This window comes from Bacillus solitudinis, from assembly GCF_002797395.1.
GTDB lineage: Bacteria > Bacillota > Bacilli > Bacillales > Bacillaceae_D > Halalkalibacter_A > Halalkalibacter_A solitudinis.
The window spans coordinates 292222-308826 of the sequence record NZ_KZ454943.1 but is presented as its reverse complement, the minus strand read 5'-3'; the positions used below and the strand labels follow the sequence as shown (position 1 = coordinate 308826).

Annotated in this window: 18 protein-coding genes; all 18 read left to right on the top strand. The window is 38.8% G+C overall.

Annotation, left to right across the window (positions count from 1 at the left end; all coding sequences use genetic code 11):
- Positions 1-15 precede the first annotated feature (15 nt).
- The 18 genes from rimP to dapG all read left to right on the top strand — a co-directional run bounded on the left by rimP (position 16) and on the right by dapG (position 16602).
- Complete coding sequence (gene rimP, locus CEF19_RS01530; RefSeq protein ID WP_100404450.1) at positions 16-486, top strand: ribosome maturation factor RimP; 471 nt, start codon at positions 16-18, stop codon at positions 484-486.
- Between the two features lie 75 nt (positions 487-561).
- Complete coding sequence (gene nusA, locus CEF19_RS01525) at positions 562-1674, top strand: transcription termination factor NusA (protein WP_100404449.1); 1113 nt, start codon at positions 562-564, stop codon at positions 1672-1674.
- Positions 1675-1694: 20 nt separating this feature from the next.
- Positions 1695-1970, top strand: a complete 276-nt coding sequence (rnpM, locus tag CEF19_RS01520; RefSeq protein WP_100404448.1) for an RNase P modulator RnpM — start codon at positions 1695-1697, stop codon at positions 1968-1970.
- Complete coding sequence (locus tag CEF19_RS01515) at positions 1967-2275, top strand: YlxQ family RNA-binding protein (RefSeq protein WP_100404447.1); 309 nt, start codon at positions 1967-1969, stop codon at positions 2273-2275. Before rnpM ends, CEF19_RS01515 begins: the two co-directional genes overlap by 4 nt.
- A gap of 16 nt (positions 2276-2291) precedes the next feature.
- Entirely contained in the window at positions 2292-4403 is a 2112-nt protein-coding gene (gene infB, locus CEF19_RS01510) for a translation initiation factor IF-2 (protein ID WP_100404446.1), read from the top strand.
- Positions 4400-4681 carry a DUF503 domain-containing protein gene (locus CEF19_RS01505; protein ID WP_100404445.1) on the top strand — a complete coding sequence of 94 codons (282 nt, stop codon included), beginning with the start codon at positions 4400-4402 and terminating at the stop codon, positions 4679-4681. The genes infB and CEF19_RS01505 overlap by 4 nt, the downstream gene beginning before the upstream one ends.
- Before the next feature lie 40 nt (positions 4682-4721).
- Positions 4722-5072 carry a 30S ribosome-binding factor RbfA gene (gene rbfA, locus CEF19_RS01500; protein WP_100404444.1) on the top strand — a complete coding sequence of 117 codons (351 nt, stop codon included), beginning with the start codon at positions 4722-4724 and terminating at the stop codon, positions 5070-5072.
- Positions 5073-5128: 56 nt separating this feature from the next.
- On the top strand, positions 5129-6037 hold the full coding sequence (truB, locus tag CEF19_RS01495; RefSeq protein WP_319830057.1) for a tRNA pseudouridine(55) synthase TruB: 909 nt from the start codon (positions 5129-5131) through the stop codon (positions 6035-6037).
- 27 nt (positions 6038-6064) lie between these two features.
- Complete coding sequence (ribF, locus tag CEF19_RS01490) at positions 6065-7009, top strand: bifunctional riboflavin kinase/FAD synthetase (protein WP_100404443.1); 945 nt, start codon at positions 6065-6067, stop codon at positions 7007-7009.
- A gap of 130 nt (positions 7010-7139) precedes the next feature.
- Entirely contained in the window at positions 7140-7409 is a 270-nt protein-coding gene (rpsO, locus tag CEF19_RS01485; protein WP_012959342.1) for a 30S ribosomal protein S15, read from the top strand.
- Positions 7410-7575: 166 nt separating this feature from the next.
- Positions 7576-9684, top strand: a complete 2109-nt coding sequence (pnp, locus tag CEF19_RS01480) for a polyribonucleotide nucleotidyltransferase (RefSeq protein WP_100404442.1) — start codon at positions 7576-7578, stop codon at positions 9682-9684.
- A gap of 117 nt (positions 9685-9801) precedes the next feature.
- A complete protein-coding gene (locus CEF19_RS01475; protein WP_100404441.1) occupies positions 9802-10809 on the top strand; it encodes a polysaccharide deacetylase family protein in 1008 nt (335 codons plus the stop codon).
- Positions 10793-12031 carry a M16 family metallopeptidase gene (locus tag CEF19_RS01470; RefSeq protein ID WP_100404440.1) on the top strand — a complete coding sequence of 413 codons (1239 nt, stop codon included), beginning with the start codon at positions 10793-10795 and terminating at the stop codon, positions 12029-12031. The genes CEF19_RS01475 and CEF19_RS01470 overlap by 17 nt, the downstream gene beginning before the upstream one ends.
- Positions 12032-12119: 88 nt before the next feature.
- Positions 12120-12362 carry a YlmC/YmxH family sporulation protein gene (locus tag CEF19_RS01465; protein ID WP_100404439.1) on the top strand — a complete coding sequence of 81 codons (243 nt, stop codon included), beginning with the start codon at positions 12120-12122 and terminating at the stop codon, positions 12360-12362.
- Positions 12363-12647: 285 nt separating this feature from the next.
- Positions 12648-13523: a dipicolinic acid synthetase subunit A gene (gene dpaA / locus CEF19_RS01460; RefSeq protein WP_100404438.1), complete on the top strand. Its 876-nt coding sequence runs from the start codon at positions 12648-12650 to the stop codon at positions 13521-13523.
- Between the two features lie 22 nt (positions 13524-13545).
- Positions 13546-14139, top strand: coding sequence for a dipicolinate synthase subunit B (dpaB, locus tag CEF19_RS01455; protein ID WP_100404437.1), 594 nt, complete (start codon positions 13546-13548; stop codon positions 14137-14139).
- A gap of 154 nt (positions 14140-14293) precedes the next feature.
- Positions 14294-15337 carry an aspartate-semialdehyde dehydrogenase gene (gene asd / locus CEF19_RS01450; protein WP_100404436.1) on the top strand — a complete coding sequence of 348 codons (1044 nt, stop codon included), beginning with the start codon at positions 14294-14296 and terminating at the stop codon, positions 15335-15337.
- A 17-nt stretch (positions 15338-15354) separates the two neighbouring features.
- The gene (dapG, locus tag CEF19_RS01445; protein ID WP_100404435.1) at positions 15355-16602 is read left to right on the top strand and encodes an aspartate kinase; all 1248 of its coding nucleotides are present in this window, start codon (positions 15355-15357) and stop codon (positions 16600-16602) included.
- Positions 16603-16605 lie beyond the last annotated feature (3 nt).

Below are 16605 nucleotides of genomic sequence, written 5' to 3'. Positions count from 1 at the left end.
CAAGGAGGGTACAGGTTGAGTAAGAAGATAACGGAGATTGCAGCTGAAATAGTTACCCCAATTCTAGACGAGCTTGAATTGGAATTGGTTGATGTAGAATTTAAAAAGGAAGGACCGAATTGGTTTTTAAGAATTTTTATCGATTCTGATTCCGGTGTCGACTTAGAAGACTGTGGAAAGGTCAGCGAAAAACTAAGTGAGCAGATGGATAAACTTGACCCAATTCAACAGGCTTATTTCTTGGAAGTTTCCTCTCCAGGAGCTGAGCGTCCACTAAAAAAGGATGCAGATTTTAAGAAGTCAGTAGGGAGAAACATTCATGTAACCACATACGAGCCAATAGATGGAGAAAAAGCATTTGAAGGGGTTCTCCAATCCTTTGATGGGGAAGCTATTAGCATCGAAGTGAAAATTAAAACACGTAAAAAGGTTTTTACCATTCCTATTGATAAGGTTGCAAGTGCACGATTAGCCATTATTTTCTAATCCTGATTTCTTGTTGTATTTATAAAAATGTGGAATTTGTAAATTTTCTTTATATTGAAAGGGGGAAAGAAATCCATGAATAGTGAATTTATGGATGCGCTATCTACGTTAGAAAGAGAAAAAGGGATAGGTAGGGAAGTTATTACTGAAGCAATTGAAGCCGCTCTTATCTCAGGATATAAACGTAATTTTAACCAAGCACAAAATGTTCGTGTAGATGTGAATCGTGAAACGGGGAGCATCCGGGTTTTTGCAAGAAAGACTGTAGTGGAAGAAGTATTTGACGCTAGACTTGAGGCTTCCTTAGATGAAGCTAAAAATATGAACCCAAACTATGAAGTGGATGACATAATCGAAATCGAAGTCACTCCAAAGGATTTCGGACGCATTGCTGCTCAAACGGCTAAACAAGTTGTGACACAACGTGTGCGTGAAGCAGAAAGAGGGATTATTTATTCTGACTTTATTGACCGCGAAGAAGACATTATGACAGGTATTGTTCAACGACAAGACCATCGATTTATCTATGTTGACCTCGGGAAAGTTGAAGCTTTGCTCCCTTTAAATGAACAAATGCCTAATGAGTCTTATAAACATAACGATCGCATCAAAGCTTATATTACGAAGGTTGAAAGAACAACAAAAGGACCACAAATTTTAATTTCTCGATCACATCCTGGTTTATTGAAAAGGTTGTTTGAATTAGAAGTTCCTGAAATTTATGATGGAACTGTTGAAATTAAATCGGTTTCTAGAGAGGCAGGCGACCGTTCAAAGATTGCAGTACATGCTGAAAATCCTGAAGTTGATCCTGTAGGTGCCTGTGTCGGACAAAGAGGGCAACGAGTCCAGACGATTGTAAATGAATTAAAAGGTGAAAAAATTGACATTGTAAGATGGTCAGAAAATCCTGTCGAGTATGTGGCAAATGCTCTAAGTCCGTCTAAAGTTGTGAAGGTCAATGTTAATGAGGATGAAAAAATGACACAGGTCATTGTTCCTGATTATCAACTTTCATTAGCCATTGGTAAACGTGGACAAAATGCTCGTTTAGCAGCAAAACTAACTGGTTGGAAAATTGATATAAAGAGCGAATCCGAGGCAGAAGAACTTGGTCTTTTAGACAATCCAAACTTCTTAGAACCAGTCGGTGTTGAAACTTCATTTGACACTGAAGATCAAGATTAAAGTAGAAGGAGATGGGGCATATGAAACAACGTAAGGTTCCTCTTCGAAAATGTATTGTTACAAATGAAATGAGACCAAAACAGGAATTAATTCGGATTGTTCGTTCACCTGAAGGAGAAATCGCCATTGATCCTACTGGGAAAATGAATGGTCGTGGAGCCTATATAAGCAATAGTCAAGAATGTTTCGAACTTGCAAAGAAAAAGGATGTTCTTTCAAGGCATTTGCAAGTGAAAGTGAGTCCAGAATTGTACGACAATCTTGAAATGGCTCGTTTAAGAGGTCTGAAGCAATGAATGAAAAGCCCAAATGGATTTCGTTACTTGGTTTAGCAGCAAGGGCGAGACAGTTAGTTACAGGAGAGGAGCTCGTCATTAAAGATGTGAGAAGGCGCTCTTTGGCGCTTGTATTATTATCTAGTGATGCAGCCGAACAAACAAAGAAAAAGGTATTGGACAAATGCGGACATTATAGTATACCCGTGCGAATTCTATCTGACCGAGCTACTTTAGGGCAGGCCATTGGGAAGGCAGAGCGTGTCGTAATAGGTGTCAAAGATGCAGGGTTTGCTAAGAAAATGACCGCGTTAATTGACCAATGAAAGTGGAGGTAAGTGTATGAAAAAAATGCGAATATATGAATATGCAAAAGAAAACAATGTTCAAAGTAAGGATGTAATTGAAAAATTGAAAGGTTTTGGCGTGGCTGTTACAAATCACATGTCTATTATCGATGAGGACGCGATTCAAAAGTTAAAAGGCTCAGGGGAAAAGCCGAAAACAAACTCAGAAGAACGCTCTGTAACGAAAAATGATAAATCAGACTCAAAACCCAAGCAGCAGCAAAAGCAAGGTGGTAACATGAAAAAACCTCAAAATCAGCAACAACGTGGTGGTAAACAAAGAAATCAAAGAAATCAGGGGAATCAAGGAAATCAAGGAAAGCAGACTCGGGAGCCTGTTAAGCCAAAGCCTTTGCCAGAAAAAATTACATATTCTGGCTCATTAACAGTAGGTGAAATAGCTAAAAAGTTATACAAGGAACCATCAGAAATTATTAAAAAGCTAATGGGACTTGGAGTAATGGCTACCATAAACCAAGAGCTTGATAAAGACTCAATTGAATTAATTGCTGGAGACTTTGGTGTCGAAGTTGAGGAAGAAATTATCATTGACGAGATGGACTTTGAAAACTATGTGAATGAAGATAAGGAAGAAGACCTTCAAGAACGCCCACCAGTTGTAACAATTATGGGGCATGTTGACCATGGTAAAACTACACTTCTTGATTCGATTCGACATACGAAAGTTACAGCAGGAGAAGCTGGTGGAATTACACAACATATTGGTGCTTATCAAATCGAAGCAAATGGCAAGAAAATCACATTCCTTGATACACCTGGTCATGCTGCGTTTACAACAATGCGTGCACGTGGAGCAAAGGTGACTGATATTACGATCCTTGTTGTGGCAGCAGATGATGGTGTTATGCCTCAAACAAAGGAAGCAATCAGTCACGCAAAAGCAGCCGGTGTTCCAATTATTGTTGCTGTAAATAAAATTGATAAAGAAGCAGCAAACCCAGACCGAGTGATGCAAGAGCTAACGGAGTATGAGCTTGTTCCTGAGGCATGGGGTGGCGAGACAATATTTGTGAATGTTTCTGCTTTAGAAGGAACAGGAATTGATGACCTTTTAGAAATGATTTTGCTTGTTTCAGAGGTTGAAGAGTTGAAAGCAAATCCTGATAAATTAGCTCGTGGTACAGTCATTGAGGCTGAGCTTGATAAAGGTCGCGGCGCCGTGGCGACGTTACTTGTGCAAAGTGGAACATTAAAAGTTGGTGACCCGATCGTTGTTGGTAGTTCTTCTGGTCGTGTTCGTGCAATGGTTAATGATCTTGGTCGTCGTGTGAAATTGGTAGGGCCATCAACTCCGGTGGAAATAACTGGGTTGAATGAAGTTCCTCAAGCTGGTGACCAATTCCAAGCATTTGAAGATGAGAAGAAAGCACGTCAAATCGGAGAAGCTCGAATGTCTCGTCAACGTGAAGCAAACCTTTCAGAGAACTCTAGAGTTAGCCTAGATGACCTATTTAATCAAATTCAACAAGGTGAAGTTAAGGATATTAACATCATCATCAAGGCAGACGTTCAAGGTTCTGCCGAAGCGATGAAAGGTTCCCTTGAGAAGATTGAAGTAGAGGGAGTTAAAGTTAATATTATCCATGTTGGGGTTGGAGCAATTGCTGAATCAGATGTTATTTTAGCATCTGCGTCGAATGCAATTATTATAGGGTTTAATGTTCGTCCAGATGTAAATGCTAAACGTACAGCTGAAGCAGAAAAGGTTGATATTCGTCTACATCGTGTAATTTATAACGCTATTGATGAAATTGAAGCTGCAATGAAGGGTATGCTAGATCCTGAATTTCAGGAGAAAGTTATTGGTCAAGCCGAAGTTCGTACAATATTTAAAGTATCAAAAATTGGTATCATTGCAGGGTCTTATGTGACTGAGGGTAAAGTCTCACGTGATTCAACGGTTCGTTTAATTCGTGATGGAATTGTTGTTTATGAAGGTGCTATAAATGCCCTCAAACGATTTAAAGATGACGCGAAAGAAGTTTCTGCTGGTTATGAGTGTGGTATCACACTTGAGAAGTATAATGACATAAAAGAAGGCGACATTATTGAAGCGTATATTATGGAAGAAATTGAAAGAAAATGATTATAGCTTCTGTTCGATGTGAACTCCTTATCTATAATACCAATTCGTTAAAGGCAAAAAGATCCGTTCTAAAAAGCATACAATCTCGCTTAAAACAACGGTATAATATTTCAGTCGCTGAGACGGATTTTCAAGATATATGGCAAAGAGCAGAGCTTGGCATTGTAACAGTTTCTAATGACCGTGTCGTTTGCGAAAGAGAGCTTCAACGAGCGTTAGCGCTCATTGATAGCGAGATAGAGGTGGAACGCACGGTCACTAACTATGAATGGCTTTAATGCGAATTTAATTAGCCACTTAAAATTGAGGTGAACAGCTATGAGCAACGTTCGTGCGCATCGTGTTGGGGAACAAATGAAAAAAGAACTTAGCGATATCATTATGCGAGAGTTAAAGGATCCTCGGGTGACATTTGTAACTGTTACAGGAGTTGATGTTACTGGTGACCTTCAGCAAGCGAAAGTATATATTTCTGTTCTAGGTAGTGAGGAACAAAAAGAATCGACCTTACTTGGTCTTTCGAAGGCAAAAGGATTTATCCGAACTGAAATCGGCAAAAGAATTCGACTTCGAAAAACACCTGAGATTATGTTTGAAATGGACCAATCTGTTGAATATGGAAATCGGATTGAGACATTATTAAGTGATTTGAATAAAGAACAACGTTAAAAGGATAGAGGGCTTATGCTCCTATCCTTCTTTTGTATAATGAAGAGGTGATTAGATTGAATATTTCAGGTATTTTACCCTTGATGAAGCCAGCTGGTATGACGTCCCATGATTGTGTTGTGAGAACTCGCCGTTTGTTTCAAACAAAAAAAGTAGGGCATACAGGAACGCTAGATCCAGATGTGATAGGTGTATTGCCAATCTGTATCGGCAAGGCAACTAAAGTGGCTCAATATATGTCGGATTATCCAAAGACATATGAAGGTGAAGTCACAATTGGTTTTTCCACAACGACAGAGGATCGTTCAGGTGAGATAGTCGAAGAAAAACAAGTAAAGACAGCTTGGTCTCAAGAAGATATTCAGAGTGTACTTCAAACCTTTGTAGGGGAAATTGAGCAAATTCCTCCTATGTATTCCGCTGTCAAAGTAAAGGGAAAGAAATTATATGAGTATGCACGGGCAGGGCTTGAAGTTGAACGCCCCGTGCGTAAGGTGACGATTTTTTCTTTGAAGTTACTCGGAGATGTCATTCAACATGAGAAAACAACTTCTTTCAGGTTTCAAGTTCATTGTAGTAAAGGAACGTATGTAAGAACTCTTGCAGTTGATTTAGGGAAAACATTAGGGTATCCAGCACATATGTCCGACTTGCAGAGAATAGCGTCTGGTCCTTTCAAACTGGAGCAATGCATTTCTCTTGAACAGTTAGAGGAGATGGACGTAGAAGAACGTTATAATGAGTTGTTTCCACTAGAGACAGCAATTTCCCATATTCCTATGTGTAAAGTGAACCGAGAATTAGAAATTCAGGTTAAAAATGGTTCAGTTTTACCTGAAGAGCTTGTATTAGCACAAAAGCGCTTTACGATTTATAATGAGGATGGAGATTGTTTAGCGATTTATCAACAGCACCCAACAAAACCAGGTCTAATCAAGCCGGAAAAAATGATTTGGACCTCTTAAGGACAATGATTGGTAAGGGGAGTCACCATGGAAATTATCTATTTGCAACATCCAATTGTAGCATCAACTTTACATGTAAGGCCATCTGTTATGGCAGTTGGCTATTTTGATGGAGTACATAATGGTCATAAATGTGTGATTAATACTGCTTCTAAAATAGCAGAAGAGTTTGAAATTGACTTGACGGTCATGACATTTGATCCGCATCCGAAAGAAGTTCTTCGTCTTTTAGATGAGCCCATGCAATTTATCACCCCGTTACAAGATAAAATAAAAAAAATTGAACGTCTCGGCGTGGATACTTTATATGTTGTCCGCTTTACACCTGAATTTGCAAAACTAACCCCTCAACAATTTGTTGACGATTATTTAATTGATTTAGACGTTAAACATGTTGTCGCTGGTTTTGATTTTACGTACGGAACGCTTGGAAAGGGGACGATGGAGACGTTACTTTTCCATGCAAGAAATCGATTTACAAAAACGACCGTGGATAAGTTTAAAGAGGGCGATTTTAAGGTGAGTTCAACTGAAATTCGAAAAAGATTGGCTGAAGGTCGAGTCGATGATATTCCTCGTTTTCTAGGAGAAGAGTATCGGGTAACAGGAATTGTTATTGACGGTGAAAAACGTGGTAGAACAATTGGCTTTCCCACAGCTAATATTGAACTAGTTGACCGCTATGTTGTTCCAAAATTGGGTGTTTATGCTGTAGAAATGAAAATTGGCTCGAACGTTTATCAAGGGATTTCTAATATCGGTTACAAGCCAACGTTCCATGAACAATCGAATTTACCGACGATTGAAGTTCATCTTTTTTCTTTTGATGAAAACATTTACGGAGAAACGGTTGAAATTATTTGGAAAAAAAGAATTCGAAATGAAAAGAAGTTTTCGGGTATTGATGATCTGGTCAAGCAAATATCTCTTGATAAAGAAGAGGCTATTCAGTATTTTAAAGAAAACTGTTGATGAGTCCTTGCATTCTCTTTAAAAGCCATGTATAGTAGTCCTTGTACTCTATGTACGAATCCGTTTCTTGGCAGTTCGAATCACCGACGTTTGCTAGGGAATTGGAGATTTTGAAAAGGAGGTGAATGGGATGGCATTAACACAAGAACGTAAAAATGAGCTTATTGCTGAGTTCAAAACGCATGACACGGACACTGGTTCTCCAGAAGTTCAAGTCGCTATCCTTACAGAACAAATTAACACATTAAATGAGCACTTACGTACTCATAAGAAGGATCATCACTCACGTCGTGGTCTTTTAAAAATGGTAGGTCAACGTCGTAACCTGTTAACATACCTTCGTAACAAGGATGTTACTCGTTATCGTAATCTTGTTGACAAGCTTGGCTTACGCCGATAATTGTTGATGAAAGCGGGAGAACTCCCGCTTTTTTCTTAGGTTAAAAATTGAGGGAAAATTTCCCTCTTTCTTCTAGACAATTTTAGCGAGTTTTTCTTTTATTTTTCGTATAGATAGGCAATAATAAAAATTAGTGAATAATTTTGTGTACGAGAGGAGTACGCGTATGGAACAAGAAAAACAAGTGTTTTCAATGGACTGGGCTGGCCGGAAATTGACGGTAGAAACAGGTCAACTAGCAAAGCAAGCCAATGGTGCTGTACTTGTAAGATATGGTGATACAGCTGTATTGTCTTCAGCGACAGCTTCAAAGGAACCAAAAGATTTAAACTTTTTCCCTCTTACGGTTAATTATGAAGAGAGATTATACGCAGCTGGGAAAATTCCTGGTGGTTTTATCAAGCGTGAAGGTCGTCCAAGTGAAAAAGCTATTTTAGCTAGTCGTCTTATTGACCGACCAATCAGACCACTTTTTCCTGATGGTTTTCGCAACGAAGTTCAGGTGATTAGTATTGTCATGAGTGTTGATCAGAACTGTTCTTCGGAAATGGCGGCAATGTTAGGTTCTTCCTTAGCTCTTTGCATCTCAGATGTCCCGTTTGATGGACCGATTGCAGGTGTAACGGTTGGGCGTAAAGATAATGAATTTATTATTAACCCAACAACTGAGCAGCTTGATCAAAGTGATATTAACCTTGTTGTGGCTGGAACAAAGGATGCCATTAACATGGTAGAAGCTGGAGCAAATGAAGTACCAGAAGAAGTTATGCTTGAAGCGATTATGTTTGGACATGATGAGATTAAACGATTAATTGCATTCCAAGAAGATGTCGCCAAAGCAGTTGGTAAAGCAAAGAAAGATATTACTTTAAAGCAAGTGGATCCTGAATTAGAGGCTGAAATCCGTGGCATAGCTGAAACAGATTTAAAAACGGCTGTTCAAGTTCAAGAAAAGCACGCACGTCAAGAAGCAATTGATGAAATAAAACAACAGATTATTGCTCAGTTTGAAGAGCGAGAAGACATCAAAATTGGTGATGTGAAAGAGACGCTACAAAAAATTGTTAAAGAAGAGGTTCGCCGTCTGATTACAGTTGAGAAAATCCGTCCGGATGGCCGTGGCGTGGATGAAATCCGTGCACTCTCTTCTCAAGTTACATTGCTACCTCGTACCCACGGGTCAGGGCTTTTTACAAGAGGACAAACACAAGCCCTTAGTATTTGTACTCTAGGAGCACTTGGTGATGTACAAATCTTGGATGGTCTTGGTATCGAAGAATCTAAACGCTTTATGCACCATTATAATTTCCCACAATTTAGTGTTGGTGAAACTGGACCTATTCGTGGGCCAGGTCGCCGCGAAATAGGACATGGCGCTTTAGGTGAAAGAGCACTTGAACCAGTCATTCCGAATGAAAATGACTTCCCTTATACAATTCGCCTTGTATCAGAAGTACTTGAATCAAATGGTTCAACATCACAGGCGAGTATTTGTGCAAGTACACTTGCGATGATGGATGCTGGGGTACCTATTAAAGCACCAGTTGCAGGTATTGCGATGGGACTTGTAAAACAGGGAGAACACGTTACAGTGTTAACCGATATTCAAGGTATGGAAGATGCTTTAGGAGATATGGATTTTAAAGTAGCGGGAACAAAAGAAGGTATTACCGCTTTACAAATGGATATTAAAATCTCAGGAATTAATCGTGAAATTTTAGAAGAAGCGTTAGCTCAAGCTAAACGTGGACGTATCCACATTTTGGAAAATATGCTTTCTTCAATTAATGAATATCGAAGTGAACTTTCTGCTTACGCACCAAAAATCATGACAATGAAGATTAATCCGGATAAAATCCGTGATGTTATTGGACCAAGTGGAAAAATGATTAATAAAATCATTGAAGAAACTGGTGTTAAAATTGACATTGAGCAGGACGGAACGGTCTACATTTCTTCAGTTGAAGCAAAAATGAATGAGCAAGCTCGGTCAATTATTGAAGACATCATCCGTGAGGTTGAAGTTGGACAAACGTACCTTGGAAAAGTAAAACGAATTGAAAAATTTGGTGCGTTTGTGGAGTTATTTAAAGGCAAAGATGGTCTTGTTCATATATCTCAGCTTGCGGAAGAGCGCGTAAATAAAGTTGAGGATATCTTAAAAATTGGTGATGAATTATTAGTCCGTGTTACGGAAATTGATAATCAGGGAAGAGTAAATCTTTCTCGCAAAATCATCTTAAAAGAAGAAAAAGAACGACAAGAGCAGCAATAAATTAGTGAGACTGGGTTTGTTGCCAGTCTCTTTTTTTATCTATCACTCCCTTCACCACCTCGGTTCTAACCTGTCCATGTTTTGCATAGGATTGGACTAAGTAGAGGGGGGACTGTCTTGAAGAAACTCATCGTTCAAGCATGTGTGTTTTTTTGTATTGTCATTGTTACATTTGGTGCGGTGCAAAATCCGTTTACCATTCAATACATAGATAGCCTAAAACAGGATAGTATTATGGTAAGTGGAGAAAATAATTCGCTTTATGAAGAAATCAAATTTAGAGCAAATGAATACACTTACGAAGCAATAGATGCCAGAATTGATCAGGTGTGGAAGGCTGTACCAGGTTATAATGGTCTGGTTGTTGACGTAGAAGAATCCTATGTTAAGATGAAGAAGCTTGGCTCTTTTGATGAGAAACGACTTGTTTTTAAAGAGGTAAAACCAAATATAATGTTAAATGATTTACCGTCGTCTCCGATTTATAAGGGGAATGAAGCAAAACCAATGGTTAGCCTACTTGTGAATGTTGCATGGGGAAATGAATTTTTACCTGAAATGTTAAAAGTGTTGAATAATCAAGACGTGAAAACAACATTTTTCTTAGATGGATCTTGGGTGAAAAAGAATCCATCCTTAGCATCGATGATTATAGAAGAAGGTCATGAAATTGGAAATCATGCATACTCTCATCCAGATATGAAAACGTTAACTACAACAAGAATTGATGAAGAGCTAAAAAAAACAAATGATGTCATTAAAGCGACATTGGATGTAACACCCGAATGGTTTGCTCCTCCAAGTGGCAGTTTTAATCAAGTTGTTGTCGATAGAGCAAACACGCTTGGAATGAAAACCGTGTTATGGTCTGTGGACACTGTTGATTGGCGTAAGCCTAATTCAGATGAAATGGTTCAACGTGTGCTATCAAAAGTACATCCGGGGGCGATGATTTTAATGCATCCGACGAAACCGACAGCACAAGGTCTTGAGAACTTAATCAAAGGTATAAAAGAAAAAGGTCTATTAATTGGACCAGTAGGAAGCTTACTATCCGAATCTAGGGTGAATCAGAGTGTAAGTGAAGACAAGAATAGGAGGATAGAATTTGATACAAAAAATTGAATTAGCTAATGGAGTCAGAATTATGACTGAATCGATTCCAACTGTACGTTCTGCTTCAATTGGAATTTGGGTTGGTACGGGGTCAAGGTTTGAAGAAACAAATGAAAATGGAATTTCACACTTTTTAGAGCATATGTTTTTTAAAGGAACAAAAACGCGTTCAGCAGCAGAAATTGCGGAGTCATTTGACCGTATTGGTGGGCAAGTAAATGCGTTTACGTCAAAGGAATATACATGCTATTATGCGAAGGTGCTTGACCAACACGCGACGTATGCTGTGGATGTTTTACAGGATATGTTCTTTAATTCTGTATTCGATGAGGCTGAACTAGCAAAAGAAAAAAATGTAGTGTTTGAAGAAATTAAAATGGTCGATGATACTCCAGATGATATTGTTCATGACTTATTAAGTGAGGCTACATATGGCAAACATTCATTGGGATTGCCGATACTTGGAACCATTGAAACATTAACTCCTTTCAATGGGGATTCATTAAGAAGCTATATGGATCGATATTATACAGGCGATTACGTTGTTATTTCCATTGCTGGAAATATAACGAATGAGTTAATTGAAGAAGTGAAGGAGATTTTCTCCAAGGTTAAGCCGACCACACACTCTTTTAATATGTCAGTCCCACCATTTTTATCCAATAAGGTAGTCAGAAAAAAAGAAACGGAACAAGCACACGTCTGTCTAGGATATCCTGGTCTTGCGGTGGGAGATGAAAATATCTATGCACTGGTTTTGTTAAATAATTTGCTTGGAGGCAGTATGAGTAGTAGGTTGTTTCAAGAGATAAGGGAAAAGCGTGGATTATGCTATTCTGTCTTCTCTTATCATTCCTCCTATCAAGATAGTGGTATGTTAACTATCTACGCTGGAACCGCTCACCAGCAACTCGATGAATTGCTTTTGGCGGTTCAAGAAACGACTAAATATTTAGCGGATAATGGGATGAACGAGAAGGAATTAGGAAATGGAAAAGAACAACTTAAAGGGAATCTAATGCTTAGTCTCGAAAGCACAAACAGCCGCATGAGCCGAAATGGTAAAAATGAGCTTTTACTTAAAAAACACCGAACATTAGATGATATTGTTGAAGAAATAAATTCAGTAACGTTGGCGGATGTTAATCAGTTAGCGCAAAGCATTCTATTAGAACAACCAGCTGTTTCGTTAATTAACTCAACGGGAGAGGTTCCTTTAATCTTAAAATAGATCGTTGACTAGCCTTCTTGATGGGCTGGTCTTTTTTATTATGTGAACTCATACACTCATAAAAATAAGGTTAAAAGGAGTGGTAAAGATGCGATTAAGTGAAATAAGTAATAAAGAAATTATTGACTTTCAAAAGGGTGAACGGTTAGGGATATTAGGTCAAACTGATTTATTAATTAACGAAGAAACTGGTGAAATTGAGGCGTTTATGATTCCAACAATGAAATGGTTCGGATTTGGGAAAAAGGAAAAAGAGGTAACCGTATACTGGGATCAAATCAAAAAAATTGGTCAAGATATGATTATTATCGACATTGGCTATTCTGAATAAGAAAACTACCTTAAATCGGCTTCAAAAAATATGGTTACAAGAAGGCATTGGATAAATCAAGACAAGGGGAATTTGACGAAGACTATGAAATTTAAATAGAAAATATAATTGTTCAAGGGTGTTCCTAAAGGTTGATTTCAACCAGTAGGGCACCCTTTTATTTTTAAAAACGTGGTAAAGAATTCACCTATTATAGGTTCTCATCATATGCTATCGTGAATCGTTATTGTTCATCCCTCCACCCTGTCATAGGGAAGCGATTGAAAAGAAAGGGGAAAGAACGCCATGTTAACAGACAAACACATCGTCATTATTGGAGGCGATGCAAGACAACTTGAAATTATTCGTAAGCTTTCCACACTGGATGCAAAAATTTCGCTAGTTGGTTTTGAGCAACTAGACGACGGCTTTATTGGGGCATCCAAGCAAACAATGAATGAAATTGAGTGGAGCACCGTGGATGCAGTTTTATTACCAATTAGCGGGATGAATCAAGATGGTGAAATAGATTCAATTTTTTCAAATGAAACACTTCAGCTAGAACTAGAACAATTAAAAAGAACACCAGATCATTGTGTCGTTTATTCGGGTATTAGCAATGAGACGTTAGATCAGTTAACGACGAATGCCAATCGAAAATTAGTTAAATTAATGGAACGTGATGATATAGCTATTTATAACTCAATACCGACAGCTGAGGGTGCTGTAATGATGGCCATACAGAATACTGATATTACAATTCATAGTGCAAATGTAGTAGTTCTTGGCTTAGGTAGAGTAGGAATGACCGTTGCAAGGTCGTTTGCTGCACTTGGCGCAAACGTCAAAGTAGGTGCACGAGAATCTCAACATTTAGCTCGTATCACAGAGATGGGGATGAAGTCATTTCATACCGCTAATATAATCGAAGAAATGCGCGAAGTAGATATATGTATTAATACAATTCCAGCTCTTATTGTTACTTCAAAAGTGTTAGCAGAAATGCCTATGCACACTCTTATAATTGATTTAGCCTCTAAACCAGGTGGAACAGACTTTCGTTACTCTGAAAAACGCGGGATGAAAGCTTTACTTGCCCCAGGCCTACCTGGTATTGTTGCGCCTAAAACGGCGGGTCAGATTCTAGCGAACGTCTTGGCGACATTGCTAGTAGCTGAATAAGACTAAATAAGGAGGAGTATGTATGTCTTTAAAAGGAAAACATATTGGGTTTGGTTTATCAGGGTCACATTGTACGTATGATGCAGTGCTTCCTGAAATGAAAAAACTTGTGGATTTAGGGGCTAAGGTTACCCCCTTTGTTTCATATACTGTCCAATCAACGGACACAAAATTTGGTGACAGCGCGGATTGGTTAAAGAAGATACAAGAAATCACACCAGAGCCTATTGTTGACTCAATCGTGAAAGCAGAGCCATTTGGACCTAAAACACCATTAGATTGTATGCTGATTGCTCCGATTACTGGGAATTCTACAAGCAAATTAGCTAATGCACTAACTGATTCACCAGTTTTAATGGGGGCAAAAGCAACGCTTCGTAGTGGGAATCCTGTCGTTTTAGGAATTTCAACAAACGACGCCCTTGGTTTAAATGGTATGAACATTATGAAGTTAATGGCAACGAAAAATATTTATTTCATTCCATTTGGTCAGGATGATCCTGTTAAGAAACCAAACTCACTTGTTGCTAGAATGGGAGCATTAGTCGATACCGTTGAGTCTGCGATAGCTGGGAAGCAATTTCAGCCCGTACTCATTGAAAAATTCAAAGATTAACGCTTTGGTGCAGTTGCATAAAAATAACTTTTCCCTTAAAGTTTAATAGAGCAATAGAGGATTCTCACGAAGAATTAAGAGATTTTATGCTATAATCGTGTAATCATCCTTGTGATGCTATAAAACTTGTGAATGTATGAAGGGAGAACGAATCATGTCAACGAATTATCATGTAGCTGTAGTCGGAGCAACCGGTGCAGTAGGTCAGCAAATGCTAAAAACATTAGAGGAACGTGATTTTCCAATTGCGAGCTTAAAATTACTATCGTCGAAGCGTTCTGCGGGGAAGACGATTACATTTAAAGGAAAAGAATATACTGTAGAAGAGGCTACACCTGAAGCGTTTGAAGGAGTTCAAGTTGCATTGTTTAGTGCAGGAGGATCTGTTTCTAAGGCATTAGCTCCTGAAGCGGTGAAGCGTGGTGCCATTTGTGTTGATAATACAAGTGCTTTTCGAATGGACCCCAATGTTCCACTCGTTGTGCCAGAAGTGAATGAAGCCGCTCTTCACAGTCACAATGGTATTATTGCCAACCCGAACTGCTCAACGATCCAAATGGTTGTAGCACTTGAGCCACTTCGTCAACAATACGGTTTAAAGAAAGTCATTGTCTCTACGTATCAAGCTGTTTCTGGTGCAGGACTTAATGCTATTAACGAAATGAAAGACCAAACCAAAGCGATACTTGATGGTGCCGAAGTAAAGGCCGAGATTCTTCCATGTGGATCTGACAAAAAACATTACCAAATTGCATTTAATGCCATTCCACAAATCGATTTGTTCCAAGATAATGGTTATACATTTGAAGAAATGAAAATGATTAATGAAACGAAAAAAATTATGAATATGGGAGATTTAGAAGTAGCAGCGACTTGTGTACGTCTACCTGTTGAAACAGGGCACTCCGAATCTGTTTATATTGAAACCGAAAAAGGCGGTGCTTCTGTAGCAGAAGTTAAAGAATTACTTGCCGCATCTCCAGGTATTACGTTACAGGACGATCCAGAAAACCAAATTTATCCTATGGCAGCAGAGTGCGTTGGGAAAAATGATGTGTTTGTTGGTCGGGTTCGTCACGATTTAAATCGTGATAATGGCTATCATATGTGGATTGTCTCTGACAACTTATTAAAGGGAGCAGCATGGAATTCAGTGCAAATTGCTGAAAGTCTTGTAAAGCTAAATCTTCTTAAGTAAATTAAAGAAGGTGGCCTATGAAAATCATTGTTCAGAAATTTGGTGGTACGTCGGTTAAAAACGAAGATGTTCGCAAAAAAGCAGCACAGCATGTTTTTAATGCCGTTCGGGATGGTTATAAAGTCATTGTGGTCGTATCTGCTATAGGGCGAAGTCCGGATCCTTATGCGACAGATACATTACTTGGCTTGGTAGATTGTCAGCGTATTTCCAAACGTGAACAAGATCTCCTCGTTTCTTGTGGTGAAATTATCTCCTCTGTTATTTTTTCAGAACTTCTTAATGAAATGGGTTTGTCGGCTTCAGCTTTAACTGGAGCTCAAGCCGGTTTTGTAACAAATAATGAATTTACAAATGCAAAAATTTTGGAGATGAGGTGTGATCATCTCAAGAAACGATTGGAGAAGCAAGATGTACTTGTCGTCTCAGGGTTTCAAGGTCAAACAATTGCAGGAGAGACCACAACACTTGGTCGAGGAGGTAGTGATACCTCAGCTACAGCATTAGGAGCAGCCGTCGATGCAAAATGGGTTGATATATTCACTGATGTTGAAGGCGTAATGACTGCCGATCCAAGAATCGTATCTGATGCGCAACCACTTGAAACAATGACCTACACGGAAGTTTCAAATATGGCATACCAAGGGGCAAAGGTTGTACATCCTCGTGCGGTAGAGATTGCAATGGAATCTAAAATTCCAATACGCATTCGCTCAACAAATTCCGAAAAAAAAGGTACTCTCATAACATCATTTCTTCCTGAAAAAAAAGCACGTGATGTTCAAAATCGTCTAATCACAGGAATTGCACATTTGGCAAACGTAACGCAGATTAAAGTGCTTGCCAAAGAGGGGCAGTATGATCTTCAGGAAAAAGTATTCAAAGCCATGGCTGCCGAGAACATAAGCGTAGACTTTATTAATATAAATCTAACAGGTGTCGTTTACACTGTGCTTGATGAAGTAGCAGACAGGGCTATTCACGTTTTAGAAGAGATGGGTTTTTCTCCTAAAGTGCAGAGACATTGTGCAAAAGTATCTGCAGTAGGAGCTGGGATGGCTGGTGTTCCAGGTGTAACGGCTCAGATTGTTGGAGCTTTAGCAAAAAATAATATACAAATCCTGCAATCTGCTGATTCCCATACGACCATCTGGGTTTTAGTTAAGGAAGCAGATATGAGGAAAGCTGTAAATGCACTCCATCAAATGTTTCGACTTGAAGAGGTAGGAAATAATCACCATGAAGCAGATCGTAAACCCTCGTAAGGA

Bases quoted from the DNA above. Each gene is read 5' to 3' on its own strand.
- nusA (WP_100404449.1), top strand. From the start codon at position 562: ATGAATAGTGAATTTATGGATGCGCTATCTACGTTAGAAAGAGAAAAA.
- rnpM (WP_100404448.1), top strand. From the start codon at position 1,695: ATGAAACAACGTAAGGTTCCTCTTCGAAAATGTATTGTTACAAATGAA.
- CEF19_RS01515 (WP_100404447.1), top strand. From the start codon at position 1,967: ATGAATGAAAAGCCCAAATGGATTTCGTTACTTGGTTTAGCAGCAAGG.
- infB (WP_100404446.1), top strand. From the start codon at position 2,292: ATGAAAAAAATGCGAATATATGAATATGCAAAAGAAAACAATGTTCAA.
- CEF19_RS01505 (WP_100404445.1), top strand. From the start codon at position 4,400: ATGATTATAGCTTCTGTTCGATGTGAACTCCTTATCTATAATACCAAT.
- rbfA (WP_100404444.1), top strand. From the start codon at position 4,722: ATGAGCAACGTTCGTGCGCATCGTGTTGGGGAACAAATGAAAAAAGAA.
- ribF (WP_100404443.1), top strand. From the start codon at position 6,065: ATGGAAATTATCTATTTGCAACATCCAATTGTAGCATCAACTTTACAT.
- rpsO (WP_012959342.1), top strand. From the start codon at position 7,140: ATGGCATTAACACAAGAACGTAAAAATGAGCTTATTGCTGAGTTCAAA.
- pnp (WP_100404442.1), top strand. From the start codon at position 7,576: ATGGAACAAGAAAAACAAGTGTTTTCAATGGACTGGGCTGGCCGGAAA.
- CEF19_RS01465 (WP_100404439.1), top strand. From the start codon at position 12,120: ATGCGATTAAGTGAAATAAGTAATAAAGAAATTATTGACTTTCAAAAG.
- dpaA (WP_100404438.1), top strand. From the start codon at position 12,648: ATGTTAACAGACAAACACATCGTCATTATTGGAGGCGATGCAAGACAA.
- dpaB (WP_100404437.1), top strand. From the start codon at position 13,546: ATGTCTTTAAAAGGAAAACATATTGGGTTTGGTTTATCAGGGTCACAT.
- asd (WP_100404436.1), top strand. From the start codon at position 14,294: ATGTCAACGAATTATCATGTAGCTGTAGTCGGAGCAACCGGTGCAGTA.
- dapG (WP_100404435.1), top strand. From the start codon at position 15,355: ATGAAAATCATTGTTCAGAAATTTGGTGGTACGTCGGTTAAAAACGAA.